Origin of the sequence: Kocuria salsicia (assembly GCF_007681555.1) — a bacterium.
Classification (GTDB): Bacteria; Actinomycetota; Actinomycetes; order Actinomycetales; family Micrococcaceae; genus Kocuria; species Kocuria salsicia.
Window position 1 is genome coordinate 1,017,343 of sequence record NZ_VELE01000001.1, and the last position, 19,867, is coordinate 1,037,209.

The following is a 19,867-nucleotide window of genomic DNA, read 5'->3' on the forward strand; positions in this document are numbered from 1 at the left end:
CCCGCCCCTGCCGGGAACCGGTGTGCTCAGTGCTCCTCCCAGCCCTCGTAGACGTAGGTCTCGGTGCGCGTGCCCGGCCCGTGGGGGACCACGTCCGCGAGCCGCTGCTCGTGGGCGGCGACCGCCGGGTGGTGGGACTGCGAGATCCCCTGGGACCCCACGGCGTAGAGGTTCATGTCGTGCGCCCCCACGCCGGTGAATCCGGCCTCCCCGGTCAGCGCCAAGGGGTAGGCAGTGCTGAGCCGCACTGTGGAGCGGTGCCCCGAGTCCGGGTTCGCCACCCCGTCCAGTGCGGGCACGACGTCGTCCACGTGCTCCACCGCCATCACGGACGTGGACTCCGGGATCGCGAAGTCCCCCACCGGCGCGCCATACGTGGTCACGGCTTCGACGTAGTAGCGCTCCCGGAACTGCGTGTTCGCGGCGAGCCCGGCGGCGTCGATCCCGCCGAGGCTGTGGCCGGAGAGCACCACGGCGTCCCCCTCCTGGATCCCGGCGTCCTGCAGGGCCTGCACCGCCATCCGCTGAGCCTGCGGCAGCTCGGTGAGCGGGGCGTCCACCCGGGCCGTCATCCCCTCCGCAATCCCCTTGAGATCGTGCACGCCCGGGCTGTCCACCCACTCCTCCGTGCCCGTGAGCACCACCGAGAACGTACGGCGGCCCTGCTCGTCGACGGCCTTCTGCACCATCACGGTGCTGTTCTCCACGGGCGTCCCGTCCGGACCGGCGCCGGAGACGATGTTCTTCGCGTCCTTGAGGGCTGCGGCCGTTCCGGCGACTGTAGTGGGGATCGTCCCGGGGTTCTCGATGCCGGCAGGCAGGGCCCGCCGGTCCATGCCCGTCATGCGGTGCGCCGCCGCGTTGGCCGGGGTGAGCGCGGTGAATACCTCCCGGGTGGCGGGCTTCAGCGCCTGTGCGGTGAGCCAGGGCCGTAGGTTGTCCGTGACCGCGCGCTCCGCGACCTCTGCGGGGCGCAGCCGCCGCCCCGTGCGCCACGCGGTGTACCAGCGCGGGATGCCCGGGGCATCCAGCATCAAGGCGGCCACCACCGGCGCCAGGATCCCACCGGCGGCCGCGAGGACGTCCTTCTCCCCCGCGCCCGCCGCCCCGCCTGCCGTTCCTTCCACTGCCCCGCCCGCTGCGTGGTGGGCACCACCTTCGGGGCGACCGTACCCACTCAGCATCTCGACGGCCCGGAACCGAAGGTACTGGCCCAGTGTCAGGCCGCCCGACGACGTCGCCCGGCCGGCTTCCGTGCCCGCGGCGCCAGTGTCCGCCGCTCCCGTTGCGGGTGGGTGGGGGCCCGGGGCGGTGCCGTCCGGGGCGTCGTCCGCCACCCCTGATCCTGTCCCGCCGAGGGGGACGCGCAACGCGGCGTCCGCGATGTCGTCCAGCCCGATTCCCCGGATCAGGGCATCCGTACCGCGGGGGCCACCGCCCCGCACGACGACTCCGAATGCTGTTAACTCGACCTTGCGGCCGAACTCCTCGGGTGAGCCGATGCCCGCCCGGGCGAGTGCGACGTCCACGTCCTCCGCGGTGCGGCACACCTCGCGCACCACGGAGCTGCCCACGGCACCCAGCGGCGTATCCAGCGCGGCACGCGAGAACGCCCCGGTGAGGACGTCCTCCAGGGCCGCGTACCGCAGCTGGGCGAGCAGCAGCCTGCCCCCGGTTGCGGCGACGCCCTCGCCCACGCCCAGCAGGTCCACCGCCACCAGCCCCGCGAGCGCGGCGGCGTGCACTGCCTGGGGCTGTCCGCTCAGCGACCACAGCTCCAGTTCGGCGGCCAGGGGCGCCATGCCCGCGAGCGCGAAGCACAGGTCCGTGGCAACACCGGAGAGGGCACTGGCGAGCGCCGCGATCGCGGTGGTGTCCACCCGCACACCGCCCGCGCCGTCGGTTCCGGTCCCGACGACCCCGCCGGAGACCTCCATGCTCGTGGCCGCCCCCTCCACGGCCGCCGCCACGGCGTCGGCGTCCTCGAAGCCCTCCGCCGCGGGACGTGGCCCCGTGCCCTCGGCGAAGAGCACGCCCTGGAGGTCCTCGGCCGTTCCGTGCACCTCGGTCACGCCCGCCGCCATGTCCGGCGCGGGAAGCGGGGTGGAGCGGTGTTCAGAGGTGGCCGCAGCGCCGGTTTCAGTGCCCGGCTCATGGCCCGTACCGACGCCGGACTCATTGCTGGTGTCAGTGCCCGTCTCGGCGCCTCTTTCCGTGTCCGCCGAGGTGCCCGGGCGTGTGTCATCCTCCCCGGGCACGCGGGTGGGCTGAGGCGCACTCACGTCGACGCTCCGAGGCCAGCGCCCATTCCCACGTTCATTCCCGAGCCCAGTCCCGAGCCCAGTCCCGCGCCCAGAGCCACGGGACCGAGCACCGCGGTGAGTGCACCGGTCAGGGGCCCGCCGAGATCCAGGACCGACTCCACGTCCTGGATCCGCTGCCCGAGCATGCTCGCCGTCTGCCGCACGAGATCGGCAACTTCCCGGCACTGCTCCGCCTTCCCCCGGGTGTCCTGACCGTGGCGCTGCACCCACGCCGTGAAGGCACGCGAACCCGGACCGGCCCAACCGTCCGCCCGTGCAAGTTCCGCGAGCCGGGCGGCGAGGGCGTCGAGGTGCTCCGCGGCGGCCTCGTACCGGGCGGCGAGACTGCTGAGCCGTTCGTGGACCAGACCGGCGAGGGTCCAGGGGCTCGCACCGGGCGGCGCCGAGCTCGCGAGGGGTGTCATGAGCGGTTCCTTTCCGGCACCGGCCGCGGATCCGGACGGCGTCAAGGACCCAGGCTAGGAAGCGTGCCGGGACGGCCTGGGCGGCGACCGGTGCGTGTGCACGGGCACGGAGCCCGGCGGCCGTGGAACGTGGCTGTGGAGGGCGATCGCCGCCGCCGTGCGCGGAACCGGCATGGAAGAATGAGGGCCATGTCGAACACCGCGCAGACCCTCCCGTCCGGACGAGTGGCCCTGGGCCAGCAGGAACCCGCCATCGCGCTGGGGCCGCTGGACGGCCGCTACCGTCCGCAGACCGCCGTGCTGGTGGACTTCCTCTCGGAGGCGGCGCTGAACCGCGAGCGGGTGCACGTGGAGGTCGAGTGGTTCATCCACCTGTGCGAGCAGCGCGCCCTGCCGGGCCTGGAGCCCCTGAGCGAGGAGCAGAAGGCAGGCCTGCGCGCTCTGGTCACTTCCTTCGACGCCGCCTCCGTGGCCGAGCTCGCCGAGCTTGAGGCCGTGACCGTGCACGATGTGAAGGCCGTGGAGTACTACATCGGCCGCCGGCTGCCGGAGCTCGGCCTGGAGCACCTGACCCCGCTCGTGCACTTCGCGTGCACCTCCGAGGACATCAACAACCTCTCCTACGCACTGGGCGTGAAGGACGCCGTCGAGCAGGCGTGGCTGCCCGCCGCCCGCGGTCTCGTGGCGGCGGTCTGGCAGATGGCCCGAGAGACGAAGGCCACTCCCATGCTCTCCCACACGCACGGCCAGCCGGCCACACCCACCACCCTGGGCAAGGAGCTCGCCGTCTTCGCCCACCGCTTCGAGCGGCAGCTGCGGCGCATCGAGGGCACCACGTTCCTGGGGAAGATCAACGGCGCCACGGGAACCTTTGCGGCCCACACCGCCGCCGCGCCGGACACCGACTGGCCGCAGATCTCCCGGACCTTCGTCAGGGGCCTCGGGCTCACGTGGAACCCGCTGACCACGCAGATCGAGTCCCACGACTGGCAGGCCGAGCTCTACGCGGACCTCTCCCGGTTCAACAGGATCCTGCACAACCTGTGCACGGACGTGTGGTCCTACATCTCGATCGGCTACTTCCAGCAGATCCCGGTGGAGGGCGCCACCGGCTCCTCGACCATGCCGCACAAGGTCAACCCCATCCGCTTCGAGAACGCCGAGGCCAACGCCGAGATCTCGTGCTCGCTGCTGGACACCCTCGCCGCCACGCTCGTGACCTCACGGTGGCAGCGTGACCTCACGGACTCGTCCTCCCAGCGCAACATCGGGGTGGCGTTCGGCCACTCCCTGCTGGCCATCTCCAACGTGGTGAAGGGCCTGGACCGCCTGGACGTGGCCGAGGAGACCCTGGCCGCGGACCTCGACGGCAACTGGGAGGTGCTCGGCGAGGCTGTTCAGACCGCCATGCGCGCCGAGGCCATCGCGGGTCGCGAGGGCATGGACAACCCCTACGAGCGGCTTAAGGAGCTCACCCGGGGACACCGCGTGGACGCAGCGCGCATGCGCGGGTTCATCGCGGGACTGGGCCTCTCCGAGGCGACCGCTCGGCGTCTGAGCGAGCTCACCCCCGGCGGCTACACAGGCCTGGCAGAGGAGCTCGTGGACGAGTTCGGCGACTGATCCCCCGTGAGCCGCGCCCTCATGGTGCGCGGCACGTTCGTGGTGATCTGCTGGACCCCCAGGCCCAGGCACGCCCGCGTGTCCTCGACGGTGTCGACGGTCCACACGCGCAGCACCGCTCCGTCGCGCAACCACTGCTCCACCTCGGAGAGGTGGGACCGCACGAAGGCGATTCCAGGCCCGACGAGCGGCCCAGCCACGAGGTTCTCCCGCGCCTGCGCACCGGAGTCCTCGTCCAGCAGCTGGCACACGTTCTGCGGTGCGACCCTCTCCAGGAGGTGACGCACTGCGTCGGCGTTGAAGCTCATGATCGAGACACGGACGCTGCCGAGCCAGCCGCTGTCTGGATCCCAGCCCCGGCGTTCGAGGAGCACGAGCAACGCCTCCTCGAGACCCTGCCCGCGGGGGCTGGGGTGCTTCGTCTCCACGGCGAGCCCCACTGGTCGGCCGGCGGCGAGCAGGAGGTCCAGCGGCTCATCCAGGGACATCAGCTGCTCGTGGGCGAGGCCGTGGGTGGCCGGGATCCCCACTCCCTTCCAGGACGTGTAGTCCAGCGCACGCAGCTGCTCGAGCGTGTGCTCGGCGAGCGCGCCGCTGCCGTCCGAGGTGCGCCCCAGCTGGTCGTCGTGGTGCAGGACGAGGTACCCGTCGCGCGTGAGGTGGACGTCGCACTCCACGCCGTCCGCTCCGTCCGCCAGCGCCTCGACGAAGGCGGCCCGGGTCAGTTCGGGATAGCTGGCGGAGGAGCCGCGGTGCGCGTACAGGAGCGGGGGTGCGGAAGACGGGAGAGGTGCGTGTGCCACGCGTCCCAGCGTACGAGCCGCACGGGGTGCCGTGTCGAACGGGTCGACGACGCCGTTGCCCCGAGCGGGTGCCCCGGGGCCGGATCCCGGTCCCCAGCTCGCGGCCCCCGGAGGAACCGAGCCACGGAGACACCCCCGCCCCGGACAGCACGGTGCCCCGGGAGGTCGAGACCGCCCCGGGGCACCGTGCACGTTCAGCAGGCCGCGCAGAGCCAGCCGTACAGGCTCAACTCCGCACTACTTGCGCTTCTTGCGGTCCGTTGGCCCGGAGTCCAGAGCCTGCTGATCGGACGCCGTGGCACCGTCCCTGAACTTCTCGGCGCGCTCCTGCACCTCCAGGTTTGCCGGGAACGTGGCGGGGAACCCCCCGAAGGCCTCGTCGGTGGCCTTGACCACCTGGCGGGCCATCGCGAGGTTGGCACCGCCACCCACCACGGCGCCGAGGCCGAAGGGGAGGGCGCGGCCCAGTACCGCGCCGGTCTGACGGGCCAGGAACCGCTTGACAAACATGCTGCGGATGGTGCGGCCCACGTCGAACTTCTTGGAGTCGGCGGGCGACTTGCCCAGCATCAGCCCCCACTTGCCCGTGAGGTTCTTGCTCGTGGAGGAGTTGGCGAGCAGCTGGCCCATCAGAGCGTTGCCGTCCTCTCCGAGCATCAGCGCCATGATCATGGTCCGGTTCTGCTGCTCGTCGCTGGGCTCGATGCCGTGCAGCTCGGCGACGGCCTGCGCGTAGAGTGCGGTGGCCTCGAGGTACCCGGCCACGGCCGCCGAGGAGAGCCCGACGGAGGCGATGGTTCCGATCCCGGGGACGGCGGCGGTCGCACCCACGGCCCCACCGCCCACGGTCACCGATCGGACGTAGATCTTCTGGGCGCGTCGGGCGATCTCCTCGGGGGTCGCGTCCGGGTGCTGCCGACGCTCGTGCTTGAGCATTTTGACCACCCAGGGCTGCTGGATGCGCAGTGCATGGTCCAGGAACTTGTTCACCCCGGGTTTGGGCTTTCCGTCCTTGTCAAATGCCTTGTTCAGGGGATTCTGGCCCATCGACGTCCACTCCTCGACACGGGTAGTCATTGCCCGGCGGATCCCGCCGAGAACATCACGTCCACTATTCCACAGCGCCCTGAGCGTTGCGCGGGGCGCGGTTCGCTCAGCGCACGAAATCGGCCCACGCGTGCGGCGCTCTCAGCAGGTCCGTCTTCTTAAACGCGTTCCCGCACACCCGCTCCAGCACGAAGGAGAGCGTCCGGACGGCCTCGACGACGCAGGTGCCCTTGTTGAGCATCACGCACTCCGTGCGCTGGCCCTGGGCGGCGTCGGCGATCTCTGCACGGGAGGGGATCCCGTTCTTCGCCAGGCTTTCGAGCACCTGGGTGGCCCACACGATCGGCACGTGCACGGCCTGGCACAGCCACAGGATCTCTTCCTGGGCCTCTGCCATCTGCTCAAATCCGGTGTCGACCGCGAGGTCCCCGCGCGCGGTCATCACCCCGCAGTCCTAGCAGTGCCTGGCCTCCAGCAGCATCATGGGCAGCTGCTCGAAACCGCCCACGGTTTCGTTCCTCGGGGTCACGTCCAGGCCGTGGGCCTCCATCGCCTCCAGTTCGGCCAGGAGGTCTGCGACGTCCCGTGCCCGGCGCACGAACGACATGTTCACGATGTCCGCATGACGGGCCACGAAGCGCAGGTCCTCCCGGTCCCGCGCCGTCAAGGAGGGGATGAGGAGGTCGGTGTCCAGGAAGTCGATGCCCTTCTCCGCCGAGAGTCTGCTGCCGCCGGGCGCCGCCCGGGTGGTCTCCACGTCCATCGTCCCGGGGCCCACGGCGGTGGCGACACTGCCCAGCCTGCCGTCGTCGAGCAGCACCCGGTGCCCCACCCGGGCGTCGCGGAAGGCTTCGGGCACGGTGCGGCCAATGCTCGCGGGCCCCTGGCGTCCCGCAGGTGGAGGCGGTCCCCCGGGCGGTGCCGCGCGAGCCACCGTGCGGGGCCCACAGGAACGCAGGCGACACCGTCGTCCCCGGGTGCGGACGAGCCGAGCCACAGCCGAACCGGGCTCAGCACGTGACCGGTGGCCTTGCGCTGCGGCTTGATCCCGGCCACGCGGGGACCTGGCTGCAGCGGACCTGTACGGACTTTGGGTCCGGCGAGGTCCATCGCAATGCGCAGGTCCCGTCCCTGCTCCGCGGCCGCTGCCCGCAGGTGCTCGACCATGCGCGTACACCGTGCCGGGCCGTCGTGCGCGCAGTTGATCCGTGCCACGTCCATTCCGGCGGCCACCAGGCAACGGACGAGGCCGGTGTCCGTGGCCACCTCACAGGGCAACGTGACCATGGTGCGGGTTCCGTGTCCCTCCGGCGTCGGTCCGAGCAGCCCGACCACGCGCGACAGGAACGCGGCGGCCCGTTCGTCGCGTGCCTGTGCTGTGCCGGGTGTCGGCGCTGCACCGGCTGCCTCTGTTGTCCGGTTTTCGCTGCCGTCATGGGGCTCCCCTTCCGGCCGTGGCCCCGGCACGACGGCGCGCGGCCACGTCCACGGCAGCTCACCCGGGCCAACGGCGGGTGAAGGGGAGACTGCCCGTCAGTGCGTGCTGAACTCGGTGTAGGAGTGGGTTGCGGGGCCGAAGTGCTCGTCCACCGTGATCACGGCGCCCGGGGTGTCCCGGGAGATCAGCGCCTGCAGGAACTCCCCGGCGGCCCACCGGGGCCCCTCGGCGACGACGGTCACCGTGCCGTCGTCGTTGTTCGTCGCGGAGCCCACGAGACCGAGCTCCTGGGCCTGCTGCCAGCACCAGTGCCGGAAGCCAACGCCCTGGACGGTGCCGTGCACCACTGCGCTGAGCCCGATGGTCTCGTTGAGGTCGAGGGGTTCGGAAGGGCGCCCGGACGCGGGGTTCTGGTGGATCGAGGGCATCTCCATGCTCCCAGCCTAGAAGACGGCCCGGCCCGTGCACGTCACGGTGACGGGCACGGGCCGGGCCGCTTGGCTGACCGCTCGCTCAGGGGATCAGGCGAGACCGTCGATCGCCTCGGCGATCGGGGTTTCCCCGTCCGCGAACTCGATGAACGCACCGGTGGTGCCCTTGGGGTCCGTGAGTGTCCGGGCTGCCACGAGGGCCACGTTGCCGCGGGAGGTGTCCCGGTTCTCGTCCTCCCCGGCGCGGCCCAGGGCGATCGATCCCGAGGGGTCGTCGTCCGTGAGCATGCCCGGGCCCAGGATGGTCCAGTTCAGGGAGCTGGCGCGCAGGTGGTCGTCCGCGTCCGCCTTGGACTGGGCGTAGGCGTAGAAGTCGTTGTCCTCGGGCACCCCGTGGTCCTGGCCCGCGCCCATGTAGGACACCATCACGTAGTGCTTCACGCCGGCCGCCTCGGCGGCGTCCATGCTGCGGATCGCGGCATCGCGGTCCACAGCGTAGGTGCGCTCGGGGGACCCGCCGCCCGCACCCGCGGACCACACGACGGCGTCCTGGCCGGAGAGCAGCTCGGTCAGCGCTGCCACGTCCAGGCTCTGGACGTCAGCGACCACGGGTGTGGCACCCGTGTTCTCCACGTCCTCGCTCTGCTCCTCCTTGCGGATGACGGAGCGCACTGTGTCCCCCTGGGTCGAGAGCAGACGGCTCAGCTGCAGCGCCACCTTGCCGTGGCCGCCGATGATCGTGATCTCAGACATTGCTGGTCCTTCCTGTCGCAACGATGCCGCGGGAAACGGCTGCGTCCCCGGGACCAGTACAGCAATCACGGGCGGGTGGATATTCCGGCACCCCGTGCTTTCCCCGGACGCTGCTCCTCAGTGAGGCCCAGGTGGAGCCCAGGGGACGGGCCGCCTCCGCCTGCGCCGGACTCGACCTCACCCGCCGGGCGCGAGGGTGGACAGACCCTCCGTGAGCTCGCGGAACAGACCCCCCAGATCGGCGTCGGAGCGCTGCAGCAGCGCATCCGCGACCAAGCCCACGAGACCGTGCACGGCGAAGCGGTCCCGCCGGCACTGCACGGCAGCCACCGCCCCGTCCCGTGCAACGGTGCCGACGCCGCCCACCATCCTCCCGACACCGTCCGCCCCAGACTCGTTGCGCCGGGCTCGTTCGGCGCGCAGCCCGGCCACGGCGTGGTCCACCACGGCGTCACGGGCCGCCGCGCCCGCCGGACCCGAGAGGACGTTGCGGTAGTAGTCGCGGTGGCTTGTCATGTGCGCCACGACCGGTGCGAGGACGGCCACCCACACGGTGGTTTCACGGGTGCCGGCGGGCTCCACGGACGGCACGGCGTCGCGCAGCAGCCACTCGGTGGCACTGCGCAGCACCTCGTCCCGGGAGCCGAAGTTCTCGTAGACGGCCTTGCGGCTGACACCGGCGGCAGTGGCGATCTCGGTCATGCCCACGGCCGGGGCGCCGCGCGCAGCCAGCGCCACGGCGGCTTCGACCACCGCGGTGCGGGTCCGTTCGATCCGCCGGTCCATGCGTCCTCCCATGACGAGGTCGAGAATAAGTGGCCTTGTCATTTAACGCGTCCGACCGGATCGTCGCGACAGCCCTAGGGGTGAGATCGGGCGGGAGGCTCACTGGCCGCTGACGGCCACCGCCTCCACCAGGAAGACCTGTCCCTCGCCCTCGATCGTGGCGGTGCCCGGTCCCTCCAGACAGATCAGGGACTGCCCGGCGGAGGCCCGCACGTTCCCCGGGACCACGGTGACCTCACCCTCCGTCACCAGCACCATGCAGGTTCCCGCGAGCTCCCGGCGCACGGGGTTCCCGGGGGACACGCGCGCAGAGACGAGCGAGACCGCAGGATCCCACAGGGGGTAGCTCACGGTGCCGCCGGGCTCCGCGCGCGGCTCCATCACTGCCACGGGCTCGGACGTCCTGGACATCACGCGCAGCAGCTCTGCCACGTCAACGTGCTTGGGGGTAAGCCCCGCGCGCAGCACGTTGTCGGAGCATCCCATGATCTCCACGGCCGTGCCGCTGAGGTAGGCGTGCACCTGCTGGGCCGGGGTGAACAGCGCCTGCCCCGGGGCAAGGTGCACCACATTCATGCACAGCGCCACCAGCAGCCCCCGGTCTCCCGGGTAGTGGTGGGCCAGCAGCCGGATCAGGGCGACGGCGCGCTGCACCGGGTCCATCTCCGGGGAGAGGGCACGGGGTGCGGCGCCTGTGCTCTCCGCCTCCGGGCCGGTGGACGGGGCGGAGTGCACCGACGGCCCAGACGTCGCGGAGGCCTCAGACTGTGAACCGGGGCCGGACTGCCCCGCAGCGGCGGACTCCGCCTTGTCGGGCTCTGAGGTCCGTGAGGCCGCGGCGACGCTCGCGCGGACGGCCGCTGCGGCGTCGTCGTCCGGCAGTTCGAGGACGTGCTGCACGGGGCACGGCGTCTGCACCGCGAGCTCGAGCCAGGCCAGGTCGAGGTGCTCGGCCAGCCGCGCGAGGCGGGCGCGGTCCTGCTGGCCCACGAGCAGCCACATCTCGGACAGTGCCACCACGGTCTCGGGCTTGGCCCGGTCGTCCTTGTAGTTGCGGTGGGGCGCGTCGAGCGGGACCCCGGCCGCGTTCTCGCGCGCGAAGCCCTCCTGCGCCTGCTCGGTGGAGGGGTGGACCTGGATGGACAGGGGCGCGGCGATGGCGAGGATCTTGAGCAGGAACGGCAGGTGCGGGAGCACCTCGTGCAACCCGCGGCGAGCGCCCTGCACCTCCACGTGGGACGGCGCGCTCGGGTGGGCCCCCATCCACATCTCGGCCTCCGGGTCCGCGGTGGGTGCGGGGCGACCCTGCATGGTCGCGAGCACCGAGCAGGACCCCCAGGCGTAGTGCTGGATCGGGTTGCTCATCCTCAGGAACTCGGCCATGTCGCACATGTAACCACAGCGCCCGGGGAAAAACCGTGCGGTGCGCGGCACAGGGACGCAAGTGGGGACGCCCCGCCTGAGGAGCGCGTGGGGGCGCCTCCCGTAGAATCCGAACGGTGACCACAGATCTTTCATCATCATTCAAGGCCTACGACGTCCGCGGCATCGTGGGTGAGAGCATCACCGCCGAGAGTGTGCGTGCCACCGGTGCGGCGTTCGTGGACGTCCTGGGCCTCGCGGGCTCGGGCGTGGTGGTCGGCGGGGACATGCGCCCCTCCTCCCCGGAGTTCGTGGCGGCGTTTGCCGAGGGCGCCACGCGCCGCGGTGCGAACGTGACCGTGATCGGCAGCATCTCCACGGACGAGCTGTACTTCGCCTGCGGCACGCTGGACTGCGCCGGTGCCACGTTCACCGCGAGCCACAACCCCGCCGCGTACAACGGCATCAAGATGGCCAAGGCCGGTGCCGTTCCCGTGTCCTCGGACACCGGGCTGTACGAAATCCGTGACACCGCCCAGGGCTACCTGGACTCCGGCGAGATCCCCGCCGCGGAGCACCAGGGCACCGCGTCCGAGCGGGACGTGCTCGGCGACTACGCCCGCTACCTGCGATCCCTCGTGGACCTCAGCGGCATCCGTCCGCTGAAGGTCGTGGTGGACGCCGGCAACGGGATGGCTGGCCTGACCACCCCCGCAGTGCTCGGCGACACCTTGCTCCCGGCGCTGCCCCTGGAGATCGAGCCCCTGTACTTCGAGCTGGACGGCACGTTCCCCAACCACCCGGCCAACCCCCTTGAGCCCGCCAACCTGGTGGACCTGCAGAACGCGGTCCGCGAGCACGGGGCGGACATCGGACTCGCATTCGACGGGGACGCAGACCGCTGCTTCGTGGTGGACCAGAACGGGGATCCGGTCTCGCCCTCCGCGGTCGCGGCGATCGTCGCCGAGCGAGAGATCGCCCGCGCCCAGGCCGGGGGCGAGGAGCACCCCGTGGTGATCCACAACCTCATCACCTCCAAGGCGGTTCCCGAGCTAATCGAGGCCAACGGCGGACGGGCAGTACGCACCCGCGTGGGGCACTCCTTCATCAAGGCCGTCATGGCCGCCGAGCACGCCGTGTTCGGGGGGGAGCACTCCGCGCACTACTACTTCAAGGACTTCTTCAACGCGGACACCGGAATGCTCGCGGCCATGCACGTCCTCGCCGCCCTCGGCGAGCAGGACGCGCCACTGAGCGAGCTCATGGACCGCTACGACCCGTACACTGCCTCCGGAGAGATCAACTCGGAGATCGAGGACAAGGCCGCCGCGGTGGACCGCGTGCGCGCGCACTTCGCCGCCGAGGACCCCGCCGTGACGGTCGAGGACATGGACGGCACCACGTTCACCCACCCCGAGCAGGGCTGGTGGTTCAACCTGCGTCCCTCCAACACGGAGCCGTTCCTGCGCCTGAACGTCGAGGCCCCAGACGCCGCCGCCATGGAGACCGTGCGGGACACCGTCCTGCGCATTGTGCGCGAGGGCTGAGACCCGAGCAGACACCGCCCCGCGGGCACGACGACGCCGCGCAACCAGATCTGGCTGCGCGGCGTCGTCGTACGGAACCGGTGACAGGGCCCCGGGAAACTCAGGCGTTCGCGGTGCGCGCCTCGTCGTGGAGCATCCACAGGTCCGGGCCGAAGATCTCGTAGTGGATCGAGCGGCCGGGGACCCCGCCGGCGACCAGCTGCGAGCGCACGGACTGCATGAAGGCCAGGGGCCCGCACATGAAGACCTCTGCGCCCTCGGGGATCTCCACCTGGGAGACGTCCATGTGGCCCTCGAAGTCCCCCTCGCCCGGGGCGGCGAGCCATGAGACGAGCTTCGCGTTGGGCATGCGGGAGACGTAGTCGCGCACGAGCTCGCGGCCGGGCCACGCAGCCTCGGAGCGGTCCGCGTGCAGCACGAGCACCTCGCGCTCGGGGTCCTCCCGCGCGAGCTGGTCCAGGAACGCCACCACCGGGGTGATGCCGATGCCCGCAGAGACGAGCACGAGCGGGCCGTGGAAGTCCGGGTCCAGGGTCACGTCCCCGTAGGGGTTGGAGATCTCCAGGACGTCACCCACCGCGATGTTCTCGTGCAGGATGGGCGAGACCTCCCCCTCGGGATCCTCGCGCACCACGATCCGCCGGTGGCCGGGGTCGCTCGGCACCAGGGTGAACTGGCGGGGCTGGCGCAGGCCGTCCATCACGACCACCTGGATGGAGATGTACTGGCCTGCCACAGAGGGCGTCATGGGGGTGTCGTCCGCGGGCTCGAACTCGAAGGCCACCACGCCCTCGGCCACCGGTTCCTTCGAGATCAGGCGGAAGGGCGCGAACATGACGTCGTTGGCCTGCTGGGAGTAGAGCCCCTTCTCGATCTTGATGAGGGCGTCCGCCATGAGCCAGTAGACCTCGTCCCACGCGGCCACCACCTCGGGCGTCGCCGCGTCCCCCAGGTCCGCGGCGATCGCGCCGAACAGGTGCTCGTGCACGGTGGGGTACTCCTCGGGCAGCAGGCCCAGGGAGGCGTGCTTGTGGGCCACGCGGGAGAGCACCTCGTCCGGGTACGAGTCCGGGTGGTTGAGCAGGTGGGACGCGAACATCGCGATGGACCCGGCAAGCGCCTGTGGCTGCGTGCCGTTCTTCTGGTTCGCTCGGCTGAACATCCCGTCCAGCAGGTCCGGGCGGGCCTCGAACATCGACTTGTAGAACACGGGCGTGATGTTTGGGATGCGTTCGGCGATGATGCCGATGGTCGCTTCTACGACCGGGCGGGACTTCTCGGACAGCATGGTGGCTTCCTCTCGTCGACATGTGACGGAAGCCAATTTAGCATTCAAGATGCCACTTAGATAGCCGAGGTGGGCGTCCCCGAATCCGGCTGCTCGGGGGGTCGCAGACCCAGCTGCACGGCGATCGGACCCACCTGCCGCGGATTGACGAGCTCCGCGATGCTCACCGTGTCCAGTTCCCCGTAGAACGCCTCGCGCGCGCCGGCCAGGGCCCTGCGCAGGCGGCAGCCGTGGTTCAGGGGGCAGGCGGTCTCGTCCGCCTCGCACTCCACGATGGCGGTGTCCGCCTCGAGCACCCGCAGCACTTGACCCACGCGGGCCTCACGCCCCTCGTCCGTGAGCATCACCCCGCCGGAGCGCCCGCGCTGGGAGCACAGCAGGCCCATGCCGCGCAGCCTGGCCACGGTCTTGGCCACGTGGTTGTAGGGGGCACCCACGCCGTCGGCGATCCGCTGGGTGGACAGCATCGTCTCCGGTGCCAGCCCCCCCATGAGCAGCAGCACACGCAGCGCGATGTCCGAAAATGCCGTCAGCCGCACACTTGTCCCTTCTTCGCGGGCCGCCCTCTTCCACGCATGACGACGCCGCGCGGCCCATTTGGCCGCGCGGCGCGATCATATCCCGGTCACCGGGCGGTGTCTCGCCCCGCAAGTTCCCGCCCGGTGCCCGCGGTCAGCTCTGGCGCAGCCGCTCCTCCAGACCGGCGCGCTGCTCGAGAATGACCTCGGGGACGTCCTTCAGGCGGGCGAACCACTCGTCGATCCCGGGCAGCTCGTTCAACCACTCGTCACGGTCCACCCGCAGGGCGGCGTCCAGCTCCTCGTCCGAGATCTCCAGACCGGCGAGATCCAGGTCCTCCTTGGCGGGAAGGATGCCGACGGGTGTCTCGTGCCCATCGGCGGTGCCCTTGAGCCGCTCCACGATCCACTTGACCACGCGGGAGTTCTCGCCGAAGCCCGGCCACGCGAAGCCGCCGTCCGCAGTGCGGCGGAACCAGTTCACGTAGTAGATCCGCGGCATGTTCTCCTCGCCCATGCGGGCACCGGTGTCCAGCCAGTGCTCGAGGTAGTCGTTCGCGTTGTAGCCGATGAACGGGAGCATGGCCATGGGGTCGCGGCGCACCACACCCACCGCGCCCTTCGCGGCGGCGGTGGTCTCGGAGGATAGCGTGGCGCCCTGGAACACCCCGTGCTCCCAGCCGAAGGACTCGGAGACCAGCGGCACGGTGGTCTTGCGGCGGCCACCGAAGATGATGGCCGACAGCGGCACGCCCTCGGGGTCGTCGTACTCCGGCGCCAGAATCTCCACCTGCTTGATGGGGGTGCAGAAACGGGAGTTGGGGTGCGCGGCGGGACGCCCGGACTCGGGCGTCCAGTCCCGGCCCTTCCAGTCGGTGAGGTGCTCGGGGACGTCGTCCGTCATGCCCTCCCACCACACGCCACCGTCGTCGGTCAGCGCCACGTTCGTGAAGATGGTGTTGCCGCGGGCGATCGCGTGCATCGCGTTCGGGTTGGTGGACCAGCCGGTGCCGGGGGCCACGCCGAAGAGGCCGGCCTCCGGATTGACCACCCGCGGGGTGCGGTCCTTGCCGAAGCGGATCCAGGCGATGTCGTCGCCCACCATCTCGGCCTTCCACCCGGGCACCGTGGGCTCGAGCATCGCGAAGTTGGTCTTGCCGCACGCGGAGGGGAACGCCGCCGCGATGAAGCGCGAGTCGCCCTCGGGGTCCGTGACCTTCAGGATCAGCATGTGCTCGGCCAGCCAGCCCTCGTCGTGGGCGATCGCGGAGGCGATGCGCAGCGCGTAGCACTTCTTGCCCAGCAGCGCGTTGCCGCCGTAGCCGGAGCCGAAGGACCAGATGGCGCGGTCCTCGGGGAACTGGACGATGTACTTGGCCGGGTTGCACGGCCAGGGGACGTCCTCCTCGCCGGGCTGCAGCGGCGCCCCCAGCGAGTGGACGCACTCCACGAACGGGGCCTTGTCCTGGGACATCTTCTCGAGCACCGGCGTGCCGATGGTGGCCATGATGCGCATGGAGCACACCACGTACGGGGAGTCTGTGATCTCCACGCCGTACTGCGGCTTGGCGGCGTCCAGGGAGCCCATCACGAACGGGATCACGTACATGGTGCGCCCGTGCATGGCACCGGAGAAACGCTTCTCGAGCGTCTCCTTCATGACGCGCGGGTCCTCCCAGTTGTTGGTGGGACCCGCGCCCTTCTCCGTCTTGGTGCAGATGAAAGTGCGCTCCTCCACGCGGGCGACGTCCTCAGGGTCCGAGAACGCGGCGAAGGAGTTGGGGAACTTCTCCTGGGACAGCCGCACCAGGGTGCCCGCCTCGACCATCTGGTCCGTCAGCTGCGTCCACTCGGCCTCGGATCCGTCCGCCCAGTGGATGCGCTCCGGCTGCGCCAGTTCGGCGATCTCCCGCACCCAGTCCGTCAGGGCCCGGTAGTCGGTGGGGGGATTCTCAAGCGAGTCCCGCACCTCGCTGCTGAGCTCGGTGGTCCCGGTGGTTGCCGTGGTGTTGTCAGCCATTGACATGTCTCCTCGTTGAGGCCGTCGTGCATTCCGCGTCCCGGAGGATCCGATGGGTCCGTGTACCGCCCCACGCCACTGTGGAGGGGCCCCGCACACCGGTCCGCCGGGGTTGCGCGTGGGTGTGGCTGGAGTCTATCGCGACCGGGCCCACGCCAACTGAGAGTTACACCACACCGGGCACGTTCTACACCCTCCAGCGATTTGTCGCCGGGGACGCACAGGTGTAAGTTGTTACCCGTTGCAACGGCCACGGCCACCGCAGCAGGGGCGCCTGTAGCTCAACGGATAGAGCATCTGACTACGGATCAGAAGGTTGTAGGTTCGAATCCTATCGGGCGCACCGCATGAGGACCCCGCATCCACCGGATGCGGGGTCCTTCGTCTGTGACCGGTCCCCACCGGCCGCTCCACGAGGATCGAGGCACCCCCTGACTTCCCCCGGCACCGCCCGCTCCCCCCGCGCCCGCAGGTTCGCCCTGGGCGCGGCCGCTCTCACACTGGTGCTCACCGGCTGCGCCATCCCCGGTTCCCCAGGTGCGCCCTCCAGTTCCTCGGGCACGACGGCGCCGTCCCCCACCTCCCCCACCTCCGGTTCCTCCGCGAGCGTCGGAGCCACCGGCCACGAGACCGCGGACGACGGGGCACCCGCTGGCGCCACGGCGTCGTCGGGGGACGAACCGCAGGACGCGTCCGAGCACGCCGCGGCAGGAACGGCCCTGGCCGCCCTCGGCGAGCTGCCCGTGAAGGGCCGCGCGCCCAAGACCGGCTACTCACGCGACGAGTTCGGCCCGCGCTGGGCGGACACGGACCACAACGGCTGCGACACCCGCAACGACATCCTGCGCCGGGACATGACCGGCATCGAGGTCACACCCGGCACGCGCGGCTGCAAGGTGCGCACCGGCACGCTGCTCAGCCCCTACTCGGGCGGCACCGTGGACTTCACCGCCGGGCAGGACACGAGCTCCGAGGTGCAGATCGACCACGTGGTCGCGCTGTCGGACGCGTGGCAGAAGGGCGCCCAGCAGCTCGACGCGGACCGGCGCACGGCGCTCGCGAACGACCCCCTCAACCTGCTGGCGGTGGACGGGCCCACCAACAACAAGAAGTCGGACGGGGACGCCGCCACGTGGCTGCCGCCCGCTACGAGTGAGCGGTGCGAGTACGTGGCCACGCAGATCGCCGTGAAGCGCAGCTACGACCTCTGGGTCACGGACGGCGAGAAGAAGGCCATGGTGCGCGTGCTGGACACCTGCCCGGACCAGAAGGTCCCGGAGGCTCGCGCTGTGCCGGCGCCGGTGGACGAACCCGTCGCGGCCCCGCAGACGGAGGCCCCCGCGGCTGACCAAGAACCCGCCGCTCCCGTGCAGGAGCCTGTGGAGCAGGCACCCGCGGTCCCCGGGGCGAACGGCGGCGTGGCCGGCGGAGACGTGTACTACTCCCGCTGCGCCGAGGCCCGTGCCGCCGGTGCTGCGCCCCTCTACGCGGGCTCGCCGGGCTACCGCCCGGGTCTGGACGGCGACGGTGACGGCGTAGCCTGTGAGGCCAAGCACTGACCCCGACCGGACGGATCACGCATGAGGCCCTTCCACCGCACGCTCAGGACACTGTGGACCGCCGGCGGCATCCTGGTGGGACTCGCCGTGGTGCTGTGGGGCGCCGCGTTCCTCGGCATCGCCCTGCTGCCGGACGACGACGGGCTGGGCACAGCCTTCCTCGGCATCTACCTGATCCTGGCGGGCATGGTGCTGCTGGGTGCGTCGCTGGTGGTGCTGCTGCTGCGCCGCGCCCGTGAGTCACGGGACCAAGACCCAGCCGCAGACCGGAAACCTCACACGCGCGGCGCGTAGAACCGGGTGAGGCGGGCGTCCGCGCCGTCGAGCAGCGCCCAGTCCCCCGCGACCTCCAGCACGGCGGTGCCCGCGGTGGGGAACCCGCTCGCGGCGTCCATCATGGCGTCCTGCTCCGAGTCCCGGGAGGCCAGCCGCAGCACGACGTCCAGCACACCCGGCATGTGCGCGACCACCAGCAGCGTGCGCACCGTCTCGGGAACGTGGTTCACGGCGGCGACGAGCTGCGCGTCCGTGGCGTTGTAGAGCCCCTCCCACAGCTGCGGGGTGGGCGCCTTCTCCCCCAGTTCGTGGCCCACCCACGTGACCGTCTGGCGCGTGCGCAGCGCCGGGGAGGTCAGGATCATGTCCGGAGCGGCGTTGCCCGCGAGCCACCGCCCCACGTCCGCGGCCTCGCGCGCGCCCCGCGGCGTCAGCGGCCGGTCGTGGTCGGGAACCCCCCGCGGGAAGTCAGCCTCACCGTGCCGCATGATCACCAGGTGCTTGAGGTCGTGGCGCGTCATGCGAGCCAGTCTGTCACGGGCAGCAGAGCCCGGGAACGACGACGCCGGGCCCGCGACCCGGCGTCGTCGTGCGACCACCTGTGGTGATGGCGTCCCTGGACCCGTCGGTTGCCCAGCCCGTCAGATGGAGTACTCGGGGGCGGCCCAGACGACGACCTCAGGGTGGTCGTAGAACCGGTAGCCCTGCCCGCGCACGGTGCGCACGGTGTTGGCCAGTCGCCCGAGCTTGGAGCGCAGACGGCGCACGTGGACGTCGATGGTGCGCTCGGACGGGACCTCGTCCGCGTCCCCCCACAGGTTGTCCAGCAGCTCCGTGCGCCCGACCGTGCGGGTGCCGTTCTCCACCAGGTAGTTGAGCAGCTCGAACTCGCGGTGCGTGAGGTTGAGCAGATCGCCGTCCAGGAAGACCTCGCGGCGGGAGAGGTCGATCAGCACGCCCACGCGCTGGTAGTCGATGGTGCCGCCGCCGCTGGCCGGCAGGGGTGCGATGGGCTCGACCACCGGGTCCGTGAACGTGGGATCGCCCAGGGCGCTGCGCACGACCTCAAGGTCCGTGCCCTCGGCGTTGATGGGGGCGAGCGCGACGGCGGCGTAGGAGTCCGACTCCGGAACCGTGGCGCTGATGTACTGCCGGATGTCCTGCACCAGCTGGACCAGGTTGATGCCGCGGTCCGCGGCGGCCTGCTCGTCCACGCCCACGTAGAGCACGAAGCCGCGCGCCTCGGTGGGTTGCTGCTCCGCGACGGGCTGGGCCCCGCTGCGGGTCTCGGGACTGAATTCCGCGGACACGGATCGCAGGTGGCGGTACTTCTCGGGCGTCGCGGCCACGGGGCGGGCTCCTCGCGGCAGGACGGGGGCCTGGGTGCCGCCCACGCGGTGCCGCTGGGAGATGTGGACGTATCCCGGTGCGCCTGTCATTAGAACTCCTGCCTCGTGAAGCCCCGTTCCCGTGAGTTTCCTGGAAAACGGCGTTATCAACATCGTCGGCGATGAAGGTCGAGACTGGCAAGTAATAGAAGCGTATTTTTCTCACATGATGAGACAGTCTGCAGCTCAGACCAGCCGCTGGCGGAAAAGGGTTGCATTGCCGGGCGCAGGGAGGATGAATCCTCACCGAAAGTCCGCGCATTTTTGCACTCGGCCGAGCAAACTCAGGTGAGAGCTTGA

At 70.9% G+C, this 19,867-nt stretch carries 17 protein-coding genes, 1 tRNA gene and 2 pseudogenes; 5 read left to right on the forward strand and 15 right to left on the reverse strand.

The window, feature by feature from the left end; genetic code table 11:
- Nucleotides 1–26: 26 nt before the first annotated feature.
- Together FS770_RS04605 and FS770_RS04610 are read right to left on the reverse strand one after the other, a co-directional pair.
- Nucleotides 27–2,072 carry an alpha/beta hydrolase family protein gene (locus FS770_RS04605; RefSeq protein WP_145010193.1) on the reverse strand — a complete coding sequence of 682 codons (2,046 nt, stop codon included), beginning with the start codon at nucleotides 2,070–2,072 and terminating at the stop codon, nucleotides 27–29.
- 206 nt (nucleotides 2,073–2,278) lie between these two features.
- Nucleotides 2,279–2,728: a WXG100-like domain-containing protein gene (locus FS770_RS04610; RefSeq protein WP_144941078.1), complete on the reverse strand. Its 450-nt coding sequence runs from the start codon at nucleotides 2,726–2,728 to the stop codon at nucleotides 2,279–2,281.
- A gap of 189 nt (nucleotides 2,729–2,917) precedes the next feature.
- Here FS770_RS04610 and purB point away from each other — a divergent pair, with 189 nt between their 5' ends.
- Entirely contained in the window at nucleotides 2,918–4,351 is a 1,434-nt protein-coding gene (gene purB, locus FS770_RS04615; RefSeq protein WP_414672747.1) for an adenylosuccinate lyase, read from the forward strand.
- Here the strand turns inward: purB and FS770_RS04620 are convergent.
- The 8 genes and pseudogenes from FS770_RS04620 to FS770_RS04655 all read right to left on the reverse strand — a co-directional run bounded on the left by FS770_RS04620 (nucleotide 4,306) and on the right by FS770_RS04655 (nucleotide 10,992).
- Complete coding sequence (locus FS770_RS04620) at nucleotides 4,306–5,154, reverse strand: glycerophosphodiester phosphodiesterase (RefSeq protein WP_145010196.1); 849 nt, start codon at nucleotides 5,152–5,154, stop codon at nucleotides 4,306–4,308. The genes purB and FS770_RS04620 overlap by 46 nt on opposite strands.
- Before the next feature lie 237 nt (nucleotides 5,155–5,391).
- Nucleotides 5,392–6,201, reverse strand: coding sequence for a di- and tripeptidase (locus FS770_RS04630; protein ID WP_144941087.1), 810 nt, complete (start codon nucleotides 6,199–6,201; stop codon nucleotides 5,392–5,394).
- A gap of 106 nt (nucleotides 6,202–6,307) precedes the next feature.
- Nucleotides 6,308–7,378 (reverse strand): annotated as a pseudogene (locus tag FS770_RS14005) (pyruvate kinase).
- Nucleotides 7,306–7,488: pseudogene (locus FS770_RS14010) on the reverse strand (pyruvate kinase); the annotation flags it as partial. The pseudogenes FS770_RS14010 and FS770_RS14005, both read right to left, overlap by 73 nt.
- A 246-nt stretch (nucleotides 7,489–7,734) precedes the next feature.
- The gene (locus tag FS770_RS04640) at nucleotides 7,735–8,073 is read right to left on the reverse strand and encodes an acylphosphatase (protein WP_144941089.1); all 339 of its coding nucleotides are present in this window, start codon (nucleotides 8,071–8,073) and stop codon (nucleotides 7,735–7,737) included.
- Nucleotides 8,074–8,160: 87 nt separating this feature from the next.
- Complete coding sequence (locus FS770_RS04645; RefSeq protein WP_144941091.1) at nucleotides 8,161–8,823, reverse strand: SDR family oxidoreductase; 663 nt, start codon at nucleotides 8,821–8,823, stop codon at nucleotides 8,161–8,163.
- A 177-nt stretch (nucleotides 8,824–9,000) separates the two neighbouring features.
- On the reverse strand, nucleotides 9,001–9,651 hold the full coding sequence (locus FS770_RS04650) for a TetR/AcrR family transcriptional regulator (protein WP_244944736.1): 651 nt from the start codon (nucleotides 9,649–9,651) through the stop codon (nucleotides 9,001–9,003).
- A gap of 57 nt (nucleotides 9,652–9,708) precedes the next feature.
- Nucleotides 9,709–10,992 (reverse strand): type I phosphomannose isomerase catalytic subunit, encoded by a 1,284-nt coding sequence (locus tag FS770_RS04655; protein WP_145010199.1) that lies wholly within the window; start codon nucleotides 10,990–10,992, stop codon nucleotides 9,709–9,711.
- Nucleotides 10,993–11,108: 116 nt separating this feature from the next.
- On the opposite strand from FS770_RS04655, the gene FS770_RS04660 reads away from it, so the two are divergent.
- The gene (locus tag FS770_RS04660) at nucleotides 11,109–12,518 is read left to right on the forward strand and encodes a phosphomannomutase/phosphoglucomutase (RefSeq protein ID WP_144941095.1); all 1,410 of its coding nucleotides are present in this window, start codon (nucleotides 11,109–11,111) and stop codon (nucleotides 12,516–12,518) included.
- A gap of 100 nt (nucleotides 12,519–12,618) precedes the next feature.
- Here the strand turns inward: FS770_RS04660 and FS770_RS04665 are convergent, their stop codons facing one another.
- The 3 genes from FS770_RS04665 to FS770_RS04675 form a co-directional block, all read right to left on the reverse strand.
- Entirely contained in the window at nucleotides 12,619–13,806 is a 1,188-nt protein-coding gene (locus FS770_RS04665; protein WP_145010202.1) for a globin domain-containing protein, read from the reverse strand.
- Between the two features lie 56 nt (nucleotides 13,807–13,862).
- Nucleotides 13,863–14,345: an RrF2 family transcriptional regulator gene (locus FS770_RS04670; RefSeq protein ID WP_144941099.1), complete on the reverse strand. Its 483-nt coding sequence runs from the start codon at nucleotides 14,343–14,345 to the stop codon at nucleotides 13,863–13,865.
- 133 nt (nucleotides 14,346–14,478) lie between these two features.
- Nucleotides 14,479–16,344 (reverse strand): phosphoenolpyruvate carboxykinase (GTP), encoded by a 1,866-nt coding sequence (locus FS770_RS04675; RefSeq protein WP_145010204.1) that lies wholly within the window; start codon nucleotides 16,342–16,344, stop codon nucleotides 14,479–14,481.
- Between the two features lie 270 nt (nucleotides 16,345–16,614).
- On the opposite strand from FS770_RS04675, the gene FS770_RS04680 reads away from it, so the two are divergent.
- The 3 genes from FS770_RS04680 to FS770_RS04690 all read left to right on the forward strand — a co-directional run bounded on the left by FS770_RS04680 (nucleotide 16,615) and on the right by FS770_RS04690 (nucleotide 18,197).
- Nucleotides 16,615–16,687: transfer RNA gene (locus FS770_RS04680), tRNA-Arg, on the forward strand.
- A 160-nt stretch (nucleotides 16,688–16,847) separates the two neighbouring features.
- A complete protein-coding gene (locus tag FS770_RS04685) occupies nucleotides 16,848–17,903 on the forward strand; it encodes a GmrSD restriction endonuclease domain-containing protein (protein ID WP_186366683.1) in 1,056 nt (351 codons plus the stop codon).
- A 21-nt stretch (nucleotides 17,904–17,924) separates the two neighbouring features.
- Nucleotides 17,925–18,197 carry a hypothetical protein gene (locus FS770_RS04690; RefSeq protein ID WP_055086253.1) on the forward strand — a complete coding sequence of 91 codons (273 nt, stop codon included), beginning with the start codon at nucleotides 17,925–17,927 and terminating at the stop codon, nucleotides 18,195–18,197.
- Here FS770_RS04690 and FS770_RS04695 read toward each other — a convergent pair.
- A complete protein-coding gene (locus FS770_RS04695) occupies nucleotides 18,179–18,700 on the reverse strand; it encodes a SixA phosphatase family protein (protein ID WP_145010210.1) in 522 nt (173 codons plus the stop codon). The two genes, FS770_RS04690 and FS770_RS04695, sit on opposite strands and share 19 nt — an antisense overlap.
- Nucleotides 18,701–18,820: 120 nt before the next feature.
- Entirely contained in the window at nucleotides 18,821–19,618 is a 798-nt protein-coding gene (locus FS770_RS04700; protein ID WP_144941109.1) for a winged helix-turn-helix domain-containing protein, read from the reverse strand.
- Between the last annotated feature and the right edge of the window lie 249 nt (nucleotides 19,619–19,867).